Raw genomic sequence first — 15,795 nt, forward strand, 5'->3', positions numbered from 1 at the left:
GATTGTGTATGAACTCATGACGGAAAACTGGGTGCGCAAAGTCGGCAAATTGCGAGAAACTCAAAAGAAAAAAATTGAGTTTTGGACAATGGACGAGTACAGACAGTTTGAAGTAACGCTACCGTTTAGCACACATACAGAAATGTTACAGAAAACAGGTTTTCGCTTGTTGTTTATGACAGGTATGCGTATTGGCGAAATGTTGGCGCTGAATTGGGAGCAGATTGATTTTGCAGAACAGATGATAACGATTGAAAAAACGTTGTATTATCGCAGTAAGACTGACAATCAACTTTTAACACCCAAAACAGAGGCTAGTAGGCGACGAATTGGCGTTGACAGTAAAACGCTACAAATGCTTTTAGAATGGCGGGAGAAACAGGGGACTATCGGCGAAATGGCTTATGTTTGCCAGATAGACGGTAGCTTTATGTGTGATAGTCTGTGGAGTGCTTGGTTAAAGAGTTTGTCGTTAAGGGCAAATGTTCAACCTATCAAATTACACTCACTACGGCACTCACATGCTTCAATGTTAATTTCTATTGGCGAAAGTCCGCTAGTCATTCAAAAGCGCCTAGGACATCATGATATTAAGATGACACTAGGAACTTATGGGCATCGTTATCCCGATGCTAGTCAAAAGCTGACAGAGAAATTAAGTCTGTTAGAGATTTAAAAAAAGTAGCAAAAAAATTAAATAAACACCTAATTGTTTGAGAAGTTATCAAAAAGTTAGCAAGTCGCAGATAAGGGGCGTTAAACACCTAGTAATGCAGGATTTAAAACGAATATTCGTGGTTTAGGTGGTACCACGTTTAAACGTCCTGTGTTCGTAATTGAACGCAGGACGTTTTTATGTTTATAGGTAGATTAAAAAGGAGATTAGTAAATGATACAAATCACATTCCCAGACGGCGCTGTCAAATCTTTTGATAGTGGCGTTACAACTTTTGAAATTGCTGAGTCGATCAGTAAATCACTAGCTAAAAAAGCACTTGCCGGTAAATTTAATGGCAAATTGATTGATACAAACCGTGCGATCACTGAAGATGGGACGATTGAAATCGTGACACCTGACCACGAAGATGCCTTACCTTTACTTCGTCACTCAGCAGCTCACTTGTTTGCGCAAGCAGCACGTCGTCTTTTTCCTGACATCAAGTTAGGCGTTGGTCCCTCAATCCAAGATGGTTTCTACTATGATACAGACAACGCTGAAGGTCAAATCTCTAATGAAGACCTCCCACGTATCGAAGATGAAATGATGAAAATCGTCAAAGAAAATCTGGCATCTATTCGTCGTGAAGTGACAAAAGCTGAAGCGCAAGAAATTTTTGCAGCTGACCCTTATAAACTTGAGTTGATTGAAGAACATAACGAAGATGAAGGTGGCTTAACCATCTACAGTCAAGGCGAATATACAGACCTTTGCCGTGGTCCACACATACCATCTACTGGTCGCATCCAAATCTTCCACCTCTTAAATGTTGCAGGCGCATATTGGCGCGGTAACAGCGACAACGCGATGATGCAACGTGTCTACGGGACAGCTTGGTTTGATAAAAAAGACCTTAAAGCCTACCTAAAAATGCGTGAGGAAGCTAAGGAACGTGACCATCGCAAGCTCGGTAAGGAGCTAGATCTATTTATGGTTAACCCTGAAGTTGGATCTGGTCTGCCTTTCTGGTTACCAAACGGTGCAACAATTCGTCGGACGATTGAACGTTATATCGTTGACAAAGAAATCGCGCGTGGCTACCAACACGTTTATACACCAATTATGGCGAGTGTTGATTTCTATAAAACATCTGGTCACTGGGATCACTATCATGAAGATATGTTCCCACCAATGGACATGGGTGAAGGTGAGCAATTAGTCTTGCGTCCGATGAACTGTCCACACCATATCGAAGTTTATAAAAATGATGTCCATTCTTATCGTGAATTGCCGATTCGGATTGCCGAGCTTGGCATGATGCACCGCTATGAAAAATCTGGCGCGCTTTCTGGTTTACAACGTGTGCGTGAAATGACCCTCAATGATGGCCATGTTTTCGTTCGCCCTGACCAAATCAAGGATGAATTCAAACGGACATTGCAACTCATGACCGACGTTTACGAAGATTTCAATGTGACAGACTATCGCTTCCGTCTGTCTTATCGTGACCCAGCAGATACTGAGAAATATTTTGATAATGATGAGATGTGGGAAAATGCCCAAACCATGTTGAAAGCTGCCATGGATGAGCTTGAGTTGGACTACTTTGAAGCAGAAGGCGAAGCAGCCTTCTACGGACCAAAACTCGATGTGCAAGTTAAAACAGCACTTGGTAACGAAGAAACTTTGTCTACTATCCAACTTGACTTCTTGCTTCCAGAACGTTTCGAGCTTGAATATGTCGGTGCTGATGGTGAAGGTCACCGTCCAGTCATGGTTCACCGTGGTATCGTCTCAACAATGGAACGTTTCGTCGCCTATCTGACTGAAGTTTATAAAGGTGCTTTCCCAACATGGCTCGCCCCAACACAAGTAACCGTGATTCCTGTATCAAACGATGCACACGTTGACTATGCTTGGGAAGTTGCTGATGTTTTGAAAAACGTCGGTATCCGTGTCAACGTAGACGAGCGTAATGAAAAAATGCAATACAAGATTCGCCAGTCTCAAACTAATAAAATTCCATACCAAATTATCGTGGGTGATAAAGAACAAGCCGACAAATCTGTCAATGTTCGTCGCTATGGTAGCAAAGAAACAGCTGAGTTTAGCTTGACTGACTTTGTCGCAGCCATCACTGCTGATGTTGCCAACTATTCAAAAGTTGTCGCATCAAACGATTAATGTATAGAAAAGAGGCTGGGACAAAAGTCTTCTAAAAAAATAGGCTATGAACCATTTCCGATGTTAAACGGAAACGTTCATAGCTTATTTTGTGTGAAATTGGTATTCTTTTGCCAAAACAATACGAAATTAGCAAGAAAAGCGCTGCTACCATTGAAAAAATCAAGAATCTGTGAAAAGTCGAAAGTTAGCATCATTTAGTCTATCCATTTTTGAAGCTTTTTGTCCCAACCTCTTTTTTGTATCTTCTCATAAAGCTTGGAAATCTAAAATATCTAAGTCTAAAATTTGACCGTGATTGATAATCGTTGCTTGAGTTAAAACGCTATTTTCTCGACCGATGATTAAGTCATCTAGAAAGGGGAGGAGGGCTTGAGAGATACTTTTAGAGGCTGTTTTGTAGAGCATACTGGGTGTGTGAACGACTACGTAATGGGTGATTTGCTCAACTTTATAGGTGGGAGCTGTCATGGTGGTGATATGTGAGCTTTCAATGCCACCACCTACATCAGCAGAGATATCAATGATGAGGCTACCGGGTTTCATTAAGGCTAAGTTATCAGTCGTAATCAGATGTTCCTCACGCTTAACGTCCCAGAGTGCTGCGTTTACTATGATGTCGAAGTTCCCAAGGGTCTGTCTAAGTAGGCTTTCCTGATTGCGCCGAATGACGGTGACATCGGCGCCGAGACCTTGCAAGACACGGGTTGCGCCAAAGGCGACGCTCCCTCTGCCAATCAGGGCGACTTTTGTGTCGTAGGGCATCTGTCCGGTCAATAGAAAGGCGTGGAGGATGGCAGCTTCACCAGCCAGTTCGTTGTTACGCCAAAAGGTATGCTGATGGTTGTCACACATCTCTTCCCAAGCGATGACGCGAACACCAGTGGCCAGAAGGGCATTTGTGATGGTCTTGCTTTGTTTGGCATGAATCCAGCCAAAGACTGTTTGATGTGGCTGAAGTTGACTTAAAATATCTGAATCACCAATCTTGGGTTCGCAAACGATATTCTGCTCAAGCGCGACCTGACGCGAGACGATATGCGCGCCTAAGTCTGAATAACTTGTATCAGAAATGCCTAAATCATGACCGTAACCTGTTTCTAGAAAAATCGCTTCAGGATGCGTGACTTGTGCCAATTCTTCTGGCAGGAGTGCGATGCGATGTTCGTCTGCCTTGTGACTTTTGAAAAAGCCGATTGTTTGTTTTGTTGCCATGTTTCTCCATTCGGGGAACGCCTCCTGATGGTTTCTAGTGAGGTCGCTATGCTCAGTATAACATGGAATGAGTTTAAGTCTCAATTTTGATCATGAAGGACTTGTAATAAAACGGCTATCGTGTTAAAATTAAATTTGAAAGTAAGCGTTTTCTGATATAAAATGACGAAACGTATTAATCGTTAAATAGAAAGTAATCTTAATGAAGGAGATATTTATGAAAAGTAGAAAAAGTAAGGCTTTAATTTGTCTTTCAACACTTCTCTTAAGTGTTAGTTGGTCAGTAGGAACAGTGTTTGCAAAGGTTGTTAAGGCAGTTGAACCGCCAACAGTTGCTAGCGAAGAAACAGCAACGAAAGAAGTAGCAGGGATTGAGCCAGAGGGAGGCTATGTCACTGAAGAGACACTAGTAGACATCGAAACTAGTGAACCCCCTACAACAGTTTTGGACGATGTCACTGAAGAGACATTAGTAGATGCAGAAACTGGTGAGATAACTGAAGATGCAGTGACAGATACAGAAGCTAGCGAACCCTCTACAACAGTTACAACGCCAGCGGTTGTATCTGGCAAACAAGTGCGTGCAGGCATAGCGATTGACGCCACGAATTTTCCGGATGCTAACTTCCGTAGCTATATTCTTTCAAATCTTGATAAAGATACGGATAATGTCTTGAGCCCAACAGAGATTGCTACTGTAATTTACTTAAATCTTAGCGGTCGCTCAATTAGTGATTTGACAGGTATTAAGTTCTTCACAAATTTAACTACTCTGATTGTTAGCAATAATAATTTGACTAGTCTTGATTTATCAGGAATGCTTAATATTACTCATGTGACCTACGATGGTAATCCATCATTAAAAACCTTGGATTTTCGCAATTGCCCAAATCTTGTTGCCGGCTACCACTCAATATATGGTGAAACCGTTTATATCTCAGTAGGTATGACGAAATTTATCGGGTGTGGTGCTGTTAGCTCACATACGGGTAATATTGTGATTGACTTAGCAGGTTTTTATACCACAAATGCTGATGGCTCAAAAACAGTTGATTTAACGAAAGTAATTTCGAGTACTTTGATTAAAGAATTTGAGCGTTTTACACAACCAGGCTATGATGTTGCGACTAAACTATTGACGATTCCTGCTGGCGACGTGGCTTCAAGCTATACAGCAGGATTGCCAGATTATGGTGGACCACAACCAGTTTGGACCTTCTATACCGAATTAACATCAGTTAATAGCTATCTTGTCGACTTCGACACGCAAGGTGGGTCAATTATCAGCCAACAAAATGTCGAGGCGGGTAAAGTGGCTACTCAACCTAGTACAGACCCAACAAAAAATGGTTATATCTTTGACGGTTGGTATGAAGATACTGCGTGTACAATAGTTGCTGATTTTTCAAAACCAGTTAATGCCAATAAAACCTACTATGCTAAATGGCGTGAGGAAATGATAACTGAAATTGCAACTGGAGATATCCACGTTAAACATGTTGATGAAGCAGGAAGAGAATTAGTGGCGACAGAAGTGTTTACGGCTGCTGTTGATGAGACTTACACGACACAATCAAAAGATATTTCAGGTTACAAACTCAAAACGACACCTGATAATGCGACAGGTACTGTCACAGCGGAAAAACAAACAGTTACTTATGTTTATGAAAAAGTGACAGCTGTTCTGCCAAAAACCGAGGGAACCCAACAATCAACTGTTGCAACGGCAAAAGCATTACCTAACACAGGGGAAATGCCAAAATTATCGGGGCTTATTGCAGGATTTGGTCTGTTACTGATTCTAGGTATGACTCAATTATTCCGTCGCCAATCCTCTAAAAAAGCTGATTTTGACTAACCAGTTGTCCTAGCTAAGTCATTGCTTTTCTTGATAAATAGCAAGAAAAGATTTGTCTAACCTCTCTCAAATTTTAAAGAGATGAACGCTAGGTATTCTATTAAAAGTCTCGGATTAACTGTTGAAATATCTGAAAAAGTAAGCCAAAAACGTGGGAAAATGCTGGATAGTTAAGCAAATGTCTCCGCTAGCTATCAAAGTTATAAAAGATGTGTCACTTTAATAGTCAAGCTCGCTGTTGCGATTTGTGAGTGTGAATGCGTTTTCTAACTAATAAAAATGATACAGCACAGAGTTACAAAACAAAAATAGAAGAAGAACCGCATGAAATTAACGTTTGATAAAACGAAATTTGTGTGGTTCTTTTTCTATTACAAACAGATAGCGAATCAGTTTAGGAAAAAAGGATTATGTAGTTTCTCAGCACCGATTCTTGTTTGTGGCCCATGTCCCGGAAAGACACGGTAATTATCAGGCAGTGTAAAAAGTTGGGTTTGGATAGATGTTTTGAGTGTGTCCAAATCACCAGTATTTAGGTCAGTTCTGCCGATGGTGCCTGAGAAAAGAGCATCTCCTGAGAAAACGATGTTTTCTTTATCAAAAACGAAAGAAACCCCACCTTGGGAGTGACCCGGTGTCGCAAGTACAGTGAAGTCAAAGCCACCGATGTGATAAGGTGTGTCTGCTGTGAAAGTGTGTTCTGCAGCATTGACCACGACATCGGGTAAGTCATCGTCGTGGTGCGGTAAGCCTGATAAATTGAGGACTGGGGTGTAGAGCCAATCTGCTTCTAATGGGCTGACGTAGATAGGAGCGCCAGTCGCCTCTCGAACAGCCTCGACGCTCATGATATGATCGTAGTGGGTGTGGGTCAAGAGAATTGCGGCGACAGGCTTAGCTAGACCCTGAATAGTGTGGAGAATCGTATCCGTGTCACTCCCAGGGTCAATGACGAGAGTTGCTATATCATTGGTTAAAAAGTAGGTATTTTCGTAGGCGATGGGATTGGTAATCATTTTGATTGGCATAAGAACTCCTTAATATTTTAGGTCTGCTTGTTTCTTTCATTATATCAAAAAACAATATATGATAAAATGGTTATGGTATATACTGGCAGTCAACTTATCCGACACAAGTGCAGTATTCTATTGCTCAGGGCAAGCGGGCTCACACCTATATTTGGTATCAGAGTGTGACAAACACAGATTTGGCAAAAAGTATCCTTGATACAATGTTGGCAAAAGTACAAACGCCTAAGGGTTCAATTGTAGCGCTTGACGTTGAGGACGGTGTGGCGAATACAGATGTCATTCTTTGGTCGTTGCAGTATATCAAAGACTATGGCTATACACCGTTGCTTTATGGATATAAGAGCTTTTTAGCCAATAACCTTGACCTTAATCGGATTTCAAGTAAGTTCGGTCTTTGGATGGCACAATATCCAGATTATAATGTAACACCAACGCCAAATTACAATTATTTTCCATCATGGGATAATATCCAGATTTTCCAATTTACATCAACTTACATCGCAGGTGGACTTGATGGAAATGTTGACTTGCCGGGTGTGACCGACAATGGCTATAAGGGTGGAAATCCTAGCAAGCCGAATACTGAAACGCCATCAACTGAGGCGGGCGAGGAGGCTGATAAAGTAAAAGGTAACAAAAAAGAAGTTGGCATGACCGTTAAAGTCAATTTCAGTGCCAAAAATTATGCAACCGGTGAAGTAATTCCTGATTGGGTAAAAGGTACAGCTTATCAAATCATTGAGAAATCAGGCGATACAATTTTGCTTGACGGAATCATGAGTTGGCTTAACTCTCATGATGTTGAGACTTTGGATGCGTCAACGAGCGGAACAGGTATAAACTAACAAGTGCATATTGTGCAATATGGCGAAACACTCAGCGGGATTGCGGCAACATATGGCAAAACGTGGCAAGAGCTTGCGCATGATAATGCTTTAATTAACCCTGACTTGATTCATGTAGGTCAATCGCTAAGCTTTCAGGAAGTGGGCAAGTGGTCACAGCAACATCAAATTATTGCATTGTAGAGTATGGAGATACTTTATCATCAATCGCTGTACAATTTGGTACAACCGTGCAGCATTTGGTGGCAGTAAATGGAATCGCTAATCCTGATTTGATTCAGATAGGGCAAGTTTTAAATTTTTAATATAGCGATACAAAAGCCTTGTAAGTCCAGTACTTGCAAGGCTTTTTTGGCACAAAAATATTAAAAATAATTTTAAAAAACCAGTGACACGTATTTAAATACGTGCTATAATTAATGTATAAAGTAAGAGAGGAGGAGATATGAACTACAAAAAACTTACAAAGTTGATTGAGAAAGATGGTTGGATACACGTCAGGACAAACGGAACGCACAAACATTATCGACACCCAATAAAAAAGGGAACGGTAACAATCGCAGGTCATAAAAAAACTGATGAAGTACCAATCGGTACAGAAATCTCAATCTTGAAACAAGCGGGGCTGAAATAATCAGCCAACGGCTTGTTTCGTTGTAGTTTAAAAACGATATGAAAATACAATATTTTGCAACACTCTATCACGATGGTGATTATATTGGTGTCAAATTTAGTGATATTGAAGGGCTTGTCACCTTTGGAATAGACTATCAGGATGCCGTGAAAATGGCACAAGAAGCCCTCGAAGGATGGCTATTAGTTGCTGAGGATTTCAAGGATGAAATCCCAACACCTAGTTTACCTGATGATATTGAACTTAAAAAAGGTGAAAGTCTTGTGATGCTGCAAGTTGACACGGAGCTTATCAGAGATAGAGAAGACAATAAACTTGTTAAAAAGACTTTGACAATACCTAATTACCTCAATATTCTTGGAAATGATGCAGGTGTCAATTTTTCTCAGCTATTGACAGATACGCTGAAAAAAGAGTTAGTGAACTAGCTAGATTTAAAAGATGCCACTTTATTTAGTGGTATTTTTTGATATAAAAATAACGCTATTTCTAGCGTCCCTTGCCTGACATGAATGTTTAATTTTCTTACGTTTTAATTCGTGCATATTAGCATATAATCAGTATGATAATATATAAGAAACGTATTTTAACGCATTGTAACTTAACATACTTATATAATCTGCTATAAAATGTTAAAATAGTAACAACTTATTTTTTAGATAGAAAACGAAAATTATGACCAAATACGCAGTAGTGGATTTAGAGGCGACGAGCGCTAGCCACACGAGTAAAATTATCCAGATTGGCATTGCCGTGGTCGAAAACGGTAAGATTATACAGACCTATCAGACTGACATAAATCCTCATGAGGCTTTGGACTACCATATCACTATATTAACAGGCATCACGACAGCACAAGCCAAGGCTGCGCCTGATTTTTCTGACGTTCTGCCTGAAGTTGTCGCTATCCTGCGTGACTGTGTCTTCGTCGCGCATAATGTGAAATTCGACTATCATCTTTTAGCCCGTACTTTTGCGCAACACGCTGTCAGGCTTGAGATGCCGAGAGTCGACACGGTCGAACTGGCAAGGGTTTTCTTCCCAACTCTGAAGAAGTATGGACTAGAGACACTTTCTCGTGTTCTGAACTTGCAGCATGATAAACCACATGAAGCACTTTCAGATGCCTATGCAACGGCTAAACTTTTGATTAAGTTACAAGAAAAGATGCGCCGTCTTCCTAAAAATGTTTTGCTAGAAATTGCACAGCATGCAGATAATCTCATCTACGAAACAAAACTTGTCATTACTGAACAGCTACCAGAAGCCAAACGTAAGCATGCTAATATGATTAAGGTCAATCATATTTCGACCTTGAAACCTTATTTTTCAGAAAACAAAAATTTGGTCAAAAAGAATTTTAGACAGAATTTGAAGCTACTCAACTTAGCAACACGCCCCCAGCAAAAAGCCTTTGCTGAAGTGGTAAAAGCACGTTTATCAGATGATGCTGCGGCTTTCATTGAGGCACCAACAGGCATCGGCAAGACCTATGCTTATTTGTTGACACTTTTAGGTCAAGGCAAGAAGTTAATTTTGTCAGTGCCTACTAAGATTTTACAAGACCAGCTCATGCAAGATTTAGCCCCAGTTTTTAAGGCAAAATTTGGGGTTAATTTCGCGAAAGTGCTTGGGACGGCGAATTATATCTCGCTTGAAAAATTCAGCAAGCTACTTTATAGCATGGACGATGGTAAAAACTTTGAGATTTTCAAGATGAAAGTCTTGGTCTGGCTGATGGAAACGAAAACGGGAGAACTGGATGAGCTGAGTTTGACGATGACTAGTCAGGCCTATCTGGATAGTGTTCGTCATACGGGGCTTGTGAGTTCTGAACAGCTCTATTTTGAACAGGATTTTTGGCGACTCACACAAAAGAAAGCAGCAAATGCTCAGGTCATCGTGATGAACCACGCCTATCTGGCGGAACGAATGACTGACCAAACTGCGATGTTTGAAGACAAAGTTTTAGTTGTAGATGAAGCGCAGCAACTCTTTTCTGTTTTAGAAAATGCTCAGCAAAAATCAGTCAAACTCCTAGACGAGCTGATCAAGGTCAATCGCCACACTTCTCAGCTTCACAAACGACTACTAGAGAGTCTGACCCATCAGTTATCACGTCGTCAGCTTAATGTTGATAAAATCCGTCTGGATGCTAAAGAATTGGGCTTGACAGCCATTGCAGATGTTCTTGCAAATTCAGAAGATTTTGTCTGGATTCAAAATCATGTGCTCAAGTCCAGTCCGACAGACTTCCTGAATTTTGCTGCCATGATTCCTCAGTCGACTAAGACTTATTTGATTGGCGCAACCTTGTCTATGTCTGAGAAAAAAGCTGTTTTTCCGGAACTTTTAGGGTTTACGAACTATACGTTTGACACCATGCCACTGGAAAAAGTCGACAATCAGCAAGTTTTTGTGGCAACAGACAGTGTCGATGTCACAAGCCTCTCACCAGAAGTCTACGCAGACTTTATCGCTGAACGAGTGCAAGCATTCGCAAAACTTGGCAAGCCAATGGTTGTCTTGTTTACGAGCAATGATAGCCTTGCGCTAACAGCGCAAGCTTTAGAGGTAGCGGGAGTTGACTTTCTCCAAGCTGATGCGGTAGGAGATGCTAGCCGGATTAAGAAAAAATTTGATGAGCGTACACGAGCCATTCTCTTAGGTAGTAAAAAATTCTGGGAAGGTGTCGATTTTGAGCGACAAGATGAGCTGATTTTGCTCGTGACGAGATTGCCCTTTACAGTGCCAGATGATATTTTAATCCGAAAATATGCCAAGCGGTTCAAGAATCCTTTTTATGATTTTTCTGTCCCCTTGGCAACCTTGCAGCTCAAACAAGCGATTGGCCGAGTAAACCGTCGAGTAGACCAGAAATCAGTGGTCATTATCCTCGACAAACGCTTGGCTGGTAAAACCTACGCCAAAAAAATTGTTAAGAATTTACGACAAGCCAGTCGTGTGGACTTTGCCAAGTTAGACGATATTTTACAAGAAACCAAAGATTTTTTTGGATGAATGAAAGGCCGTTATGAGAAAAAAACGAATGACAAAAATCAGCCAAATTTGCATTGGGGTGCTATTAATTATTCTATCGCTTTTGGTCGGGACGATTTTCTTTTATATGCAAGCCATTAGCCCCTATAGTCAGGCAAAATCGGATGCCATTAGCCTTGTTAAGGATAAGACACCTGTCAAAAAGGTCACGCATTTTGAAATCACGACGACAACGGATACGACTTATAGTCTCATCGGCCAGGATAGTAAGGGGCAGGCGCTAGGTGTTTTAATACCTGCTCAAGGTGGTGAGATTAAAGTTGTTAAATTAGCCGATAATAAAAGTGACTTGACTGAAAAAACAGCGAAATTGACGCTTTATGAGGGCAAAGTCGCTTGGCAGACAAAAGATATGACTTTATATGCTTTTGATACCGGTGATAAACTGAAAGGTTAAGGTAGGTTAGGTTGGCTTTGAACAAACTAATATTAAAATAACCGCGTTATATTTTGAGATATGTCGAGGAAAGGCTGATTTTTCAAGGTATTTTTGGTATAATCTTAGGTAATCGCAAATTTCTGTAGTTCAAGTTGGGAGAGGATACCTTATGAAATTATCAAGTCTAGTCAACAATTTAGAAGAATCAGTGACATTAGCAGCATCTGCGCGTGCCAAAGCACTGCAAACGCAAGGGCGCGATATTCTGATGCTAACCATTGGTGAACCTGATTTTACAACACCTGATAATATCGCAGCAGCAGCTAAGGCTGCGATTGATTCAGGCAAAGCAAGTTTCTATACCCAAGCAGGCGGTTTACCTGAACTTAAAGATGCTGTTGGTACTTATTTCGAAAAATACTATGGCTATGGTGTTGCGCGTCAAGAAGTTGTTGTGACAACTGGCGCGAAATTTGCCCTCTATGCTTTCTTTGCGAGTGTCTTGGATGCTGGTGATGAAGTTATCATTCCAACACCCTACTGGGTAAGTTACGCAGATCAGGTTAAAATGGTCGGTGGTGTGCCAGTCTTTGCCGTTGGAACACAAGAAACAGACTTTAAAGTAACGGTTGACCAACTTGATACCCTCAAAACGCCTCAAACGCGCGTTTTAATCCTCAATTCACCGTCAAATCCGACAGGTATGATTTATACCACAGACGAATTGCGCGCCATTGGGAATTGGGTGGTTGATAATGATGTCATTATCCTCGCTGATGACATCTACGGTCGTTTGGTCTACAATGGCAATGATTTTACACCAATTTCTAGCCTTTCTGACGCCATTAAAAATCAGACTCTGATTATCAATGGTGTCTCAAAAACTTATGCCATGACAGGCTGGCGGATTGGCTTTGCTGTCGGCAATCCTGAGATTATCAGCGCCATGAGTAAAATCGTCAGCCAAACAACATCTAATCCCTCAGCAGTCGCGCAGTACGCAGCGATTGAAGCCTTAACTGGAGACCAAACTGCCATTGAAACCATGCGGGCAGAATTTGAACACCGTTTGAATACGATTTATCCGTTAGTCAATGAAATCCCTGGCTTTGAAGCTATCAAGCCACAAGGAGCATTTTACCTCTTTCCAAAGGTAGCCAAAGCTATGGCAATCAAAGGCTTTACAGATGTTACGGCTTTTTGTGACGATATTCTAGAAGAGACGGGTGTTGCCCTTGTAACAGGTGCAGGATTTGGGGCTGACGACAATCTTCGAATGAGTTACGCAACGGATATGGCGACTTTAGTGGACGCTGTCAATCGTCTTAAAGCGTATATGATAGCCTAGCCATTCAGCTTTTAAAATAAATTAGTAGATAGGAAAGTAATAGAAAAAATGGGAAACTTTGTATCAATCATTGACGTTAAAAATTATGTCGATCAAGAAATTACAATTGGCGCTTGGGTCGCTAATAAATCAGGTAAAGGTAAGATTGCTTTCTTGCAATTACGTGATGGGACAGCTTATTTTCAAGCAGTTGCTTTCAAACCAAATTTCATCGAAAAATTTGGTGAAGCAGAAGGGCTTGCTAAGTTTGATATCATCAAGCATTTAGCACAAGAAACGTCTGTGAAAATTACTGGGACTGTTAAAGCTGATGATCGTAGCAAGTTTGGCTACGAACTTGATGTGACAGATATTGAAGTCATTGGTGAGTCAGTGGATTACCCCATCACACCGAAAGACCACGGCACAGACTTCCTGATGGATAACCGCCATTTGTGGTTGCGTAGTCGGAAACAACACGCGATTATGCTTGTTCGTAATGAAATCATTCGTGCGACTTATGAATTTTTCAATGCGCATGGCTTTGTCAAAATTGATAGCCCGATTTTAACAGGGTCAGCGCCAGAAGGGACGACGGAATTATTTGAGACTGACTATTTTGGTCAGCCTGCTTTCTTGTCACAAACAGGTCAGCTTTATGCTGAAGCAGGTGCTATGGCATTTGGCAAAGTCTTTACCTTTGGCCCAACTTTCCGTGCTGAAAAATCAAAAACCCGTCGTCACTTGACAGAATTCTGGATGATTGAGCCTGAAATGGCCTTCACGACACATGAAACATCTCTTGAGGTCCAAGAAGCTTATGTAAAACATATCATCAAAGCAGTCATTGACAATCAAAGTTATGCCTTAAATGAGTTTGACCGTGATGTGGCAGTGCTTGAAAAATATATAGAGACACCGTTTAAAAAGATTACTTATGATGATGCAGTTGCCTTGTTACAGGAGCATCAGGCTGACAACGACTATGAAAAAATTGAATGGGGTGATGACTTCGGCTCGCCACATGAAACATGGATTTCAAACCATTTTGGTGTGCCGACATTTATCCTCAACTATCCAAAAGCGATTAAAGCTTTCTATATGAAACCACATCCAACACGTGATGACGTGGTTATCTGTGCTGATTTGTTAGCGCCAGAAGGCTACGGCGAAATTATCGGTGGGAGTGAGCGTGCGACAGACTATGAGTATCTCAAAGCTAAATTAGTTGAATTTGGTCTATCAGAAGAAGAATACGCTTGGTATCTCGACCTTCGCAAATATGGTAGTGTACCACACTCAGGATTTGGACTCGGATTAGAACGTGCAGTGACTTGGATTACAGGTAATGAACATATCCGCGAAGCGATTCCGTTTCCACGTCTCCTCCACCGTTTGAAACCTTAAAGGGAATCAACCAATATGAAAAAAGTGTTACAAATTTCGATTTTGCTCCTACTGGCAGTATTAGTTAGTATGATTTTTTTCCAATGGGCGACAGGTAAAACAGCTAACTATGATCAATCGGTTAAAATGTCAAAACCCATATCAGATAAAGTTGCCAGAAAAAGCAGTGAGAAAGTCAAACCGTCAACTTCTAGTGCGGAAAAAGTGGCGGAATCAGAACCAGAGCCAAAATGGTTGAAATCTGATACACCCATCGAGTTTCCGATTTTGATGTATCATCACATCGCGGATGTTGTCAATGGCAATACCCTATTTGTCCCGGCTGATGAGTTCAAGATGGAAATGACGGCGCTGAAAAATGCTGGCTATTATACCTTGAGTCCTGAGGAAGCCTACCGTGTCTTGACGACCAATGAAAAGCCAGCGGAAAAAATTGTCTGGGTAACTTTCGATGATGGGTATAAAAATGCGCATGATACAGCGATGCCGATTTTAACAGAGCTTGGGATGAAAGGCAGTTTCTTCATGATTACCGGAAATTTGGGGAATGAAGATACGATGACGGATGTGATGTTGTCAGATTTGAAAGCCAATCCGCTCATGTCTGTCGGTAGTCATACCGTTAGTCATCCAGATTTGGAATATTCAAGTAATGAAGCGGCCAATGCTGAATTGGTTGATTCTAAAAAGTATCTGGATAATTTGTTACACCAAGATACGTCTGTCATTTGTTATCCGGCAGGGCGCTATAACACTGAAACTGCGGGACTTGCTGAAGCGGCTGGTTATAAGCTTGGCTTAACGACTAATCCAGGTCTTGCTAGCAGTGCAAATGGTCTCTTTGCCCTTAATCGTGTACGCGTATCTTATGGTCAAACAGAGGCAAGTTTTATGGCCTTGATTGGTGCTTAAGCATTTTAAAAGAGTCTGGGACAAAAGTCCGCAGTCACTGAAAAAAATAAGTAAGCTAATCCAATCAATTTAGATTGTGCTAGTTTGTTTTTTTCTCTGTTCTCTATTCTATGTTCGACAGGATACCGTCAGTTTTCTGAGACTAATCGCCATCAAAGCTAAACCACTCTCTTGTCTAACTTTGTCTTTCCCTCTAACCGAAAATCGAGTGAAATCCAAATTAGCCTTCAGATGGGCAAAGGCAGGCTCTATATCAATCTTACGTTTGCCATAGAGTTTTCCTGT

15 protein-coding genes are annotated in these 15,795 nt (G+C 41.1%); 12 read left to right on the plus strand and 3 right to left on the minus strand.

The window, feature by feature from the left end:
- The coding region (locus ACYQ21_RS11760; protein WP_460058606.1) for a site-specific integrase at nucleotides 1–676 on the plus strand (676 nt) is incomplete at its 5' end.
- Nucleotides 677–889: 213 nt separating this feature from the next.
- Entirely contained in the window at nucleotides 890–2,842 is a 1,953-nt protein-coding gene (gene thrS / locus ACYQ21_RS11765; protein ID WP_460058607.1) for a threonine--tRNA ligase, read from the plus strand.
- A 249-nt stretch (nucleotides 2,843–3,091) separates the two neighbouring features.
- Here the strand turns inward: thrS and ACYQ21_RS11770 are convergent, their stop codons facing one another.
- The gene (locus ACYQ21_RS11770; RefSeq protein WP_460058608.1) at nucleotides 3,092–4,057 is read right to left on the minus strand and encodes a Rossmann-fold NAD(P)-binding domain-containing protein; all 966 of its coding nucleotides are present in this window, start codon (nucleotides 4,055–4,057) and stop codon (nucleotides 3,092–3,094) included.
- 217 nt (nucleotides 4,058–4,274) lie between these two features.
- Between ACYQ21_RS11770 and ACYQ21_RS11775 the strand changes: the two genes are divergently transcribed.
- A complete protein-coding gene (locus ACYQ21_RS11775) occupies nucleotides 4,275–5,915 on the plus strand; it encodes a MucBP domain-containing protein (protein ID WP_460058609.1) in 1,641 nt (546 codons plus the stop codon).
- Between the two features lie 389 nt (nucleotides 5,916–6,304).
- Here the strand turns inward: ACYQ21_RS11775 and ACYQ21_RS11780 are convergent, their stop codons facing one another.
- On the minus strand, nucleotides 6,305–6,943 hold the full coding sequence (locus ACYQ21_RS11780; RefSeq protein ID WP_460058610.1) for an MBL fold metallo-hydrolase: 639 nt from the start codon (nucleotides 6,941–6,943) through the stop codon (nucleotides 6,305–6,307).
- A 107-nt stretch (nucleotides 6,944–7,050) separates the two neighbouring features.
- Here ACYQ21_RS11780 and ACYQ21_RS11785 point away from each other — a divergent pair, with 107 nt between their 5' ends.
- The 9 genes from ACYQ21_RS11785 (at nucleotide 7,051) to ACYQ21_RS11825 (ending at nucleotide 15,510) form a co-directional block, all read left to right on the plus strand.
- Nucleotides 7,051–7,791 (plus strand): GH25 family lysozyme, encoded by a 741-nt coding sequence (locus ACYQ21_RS11785; protein WP_460058611.1) that lies wholly within the window; start codon nucleotides 7,051–7,053, stop codon nucleotides 7,789–7,791.
- 3 nt (nucleotides 7,792–7,794) lie between these two features.
- A complete protein-coding gene (locus ACYQ21_RS11790) occupies nucleotides 7,795–7,974 on the plus strand; it encodes a LysM peptidoglycan-binding domain-containing protein (RefSeq protein ID WP_460058612.1) in 180 nt (59 codons plus the stop codon).
- Between the two features lie 262 nt (nucleotides 7,975–8,236).
- Entirely contained in the window at nucleotides 8,237–8,425 is a 189-nt protein-coding gene (locus tag ACYQ21_RS11795; RefSeq protein ID WP_460058613.1) for a type II toxin-antitoxin system HicA family toxin, read from the plus strand.
- 38 nt (nucleotides 8,426–8,463) lie between these two features.
- On the plus strand, nucleotides 8,464–8,853 hold the full coding sequence (locus ACYQ21_RS11800) for a type II toxin-antitoxin system HicB family antitoxin (protein ID WP_460058614.1): 390 nt from the start codon (nucleotides 8,464–8,466) through the stop codon (nucleotides 8,851–8,853).
- 247 nt (nucleotides 8,854–9,100) lie between these two features.
- The gene (locus tag ACYQ21_RS11805) at nucleotides 9,101–11,446 is read left to right on the plus strand and encodes a helicase C-terminal domain-containing protein (protein WP_460058615.1); all 2,346 of its coding nucleotides are present in this window, start codon (nucleotides 9,101–9,103) and stop codon (nucleotides 11,444–11,446) included.
- A gap of 28 nt (nucleotides 11,447–11,474) precedes the next feature.
- Nucleotides 11,475–11,882, plus strand: coding sequence for a cell wall elongation regulator TseB-like domain-containing protein (locus tag ACYQ21_RS11810; protein WP_460058616.1), 408 nt, complete (start codon nucleotides 11,475–11,477; stop codon nucleotides 11,880–11,882).
- A 151-nt stretch (nucleotides 11,883–12,033) separates the two neighbouring features.
- Nucleotides 12,034–13,212: a pyridoxal phosphate-dependent aminotransferase gene (locus ACYQ21_RS11815; RefSeq protein WP_460058617.1), complete on the plus strand. Its 1,179-nt coding sequence runs from the start codon at nucleotides 12,034–12,036 to the stop codon at nucleotides 13,210–13,212.
- Nucleotides 13,213–13,260: 48 nt separating this feature from the next.
- Nucleotides 13,261–14,598: an asparagine--tRNA ligase gene (gene asnS, locus ACYQ21_RS11820; RefSeq protein WP_460058618.1), complete on the plus strand. Its 1,338-nt coding sequence runs from the start codon at nucleotides 13,261–13,263 to the stop codon at nucleotides 14,596–14,598.
- Between the two features lie 15 nt (nucleotides 14,599–14,613).
- Nucleotides 14,614–15,510: a polysaccharide deacetylase family protein gene (locus tag ACYQ21_RS11825; RefSeq protein WP_460058619.1), complete on the plus strand. Its 897-nt coding sequence runs from the start codon at nucleotides 14,614–14,616 to the stop codon at nucleotides 15,508–15,510.
- A gap of 108 nt (nucleotides 15,511–15,618) precedes the next feature.
- Here ACYQ21_RS11825 and ACYQ21_RS11830 read toward each other — a convergent pair.
- Nucleotides 15,619–15,795, minus strand: a 177-nt coding sequence (locus ACYQ21_RS11830; RefSeq protein WP_460058620.1) for a transposase, incomplete at its 5' end; no start/stop codon positions are given.

This window comes from Pseudolactococcus yaeyamensis (assembly GCF_054658615.1).

Excerpts from the sequence above, each read along its gene's own strand:
- thrS (WP_460058607.1), top strand. The coding sequence starts at position 890 with ATGATACAAATCACATTCCCAGACGGCGCTGTCAAATCTTTTGATAGT.
- ACYQ21_RS11770 (WP_460058608.1), bottom strand. The coding sequence starts at position 4,057 with ATGGCAACAAAACAAACAATCGGCTTTTTCAAAAGTCACAAGGCAGAC.
- ACYQ21_RS11775 (WP_460058609.1), top strand. The coding sequence starts at position 4,275 with ATGAAAAGTAGAAAAAGTAAGGCTTTAATTTGTCTTTCAACACTTCTC.
- ACYQ21_RS11780 (WP_460058610.1), bottom strand. The coding sequence starts at position 6,943 with ATGCCAATCAAAATGATTACCAATCCCATCGCCTACGAAAATACCTAC.
- ACYQ21_RS11795 (WP_460058613.1), top strand. The coding sequence starts at position 8,237 with ATGAACTACAAAAAACTTACAAAGTTGATTGAGAAAGATGGTTGGATA.
- ACYQ21_RS11800 (WP_460058614.1), top strand. The coding sequence starts at position 8,464 with ATGAAAATACAATATTTTGCAACACTCTATCACGATGGTGATTATATT.
- ACYQ21_RS11805 (WP_460058615.1), top strand. The coding sequence starts at position 9,101 with ATGACCAAATACGCAGTAGTGGATTTAGAGGCGACGAGCGCTAGCCAC.
- ACYQ21_RS11810 (WP_460058616.1), top strand. The coding sequence starts at position 11,475 with ATGACAAAAATCAGCCAAATTTGCATTGGGGTGCTATTAATTATTCTA.
- ACYQ21_RS11815 (WP_460058617.1), top strand. The coding sequence starts at position 12,034 with ATGAAATTATCAAGTCTAGTCAACAATTTAGAAGAATCAGTGACATTA.
- asnS (WP_460058618.1), top strand. The coding sequence starts at position 13,261 with ATGGGAAACTTTGTATCAATCATTGACGTTAAAAATTATGTCGATCAA.
- ACYQ21_RS11825 (WP_460058619.1), top strand. The coding sequence starts at position 14,614 with ATGAAAAAAGTGTTACAAATTTCGATTTTGCTCCTACTGGCAGTATTA.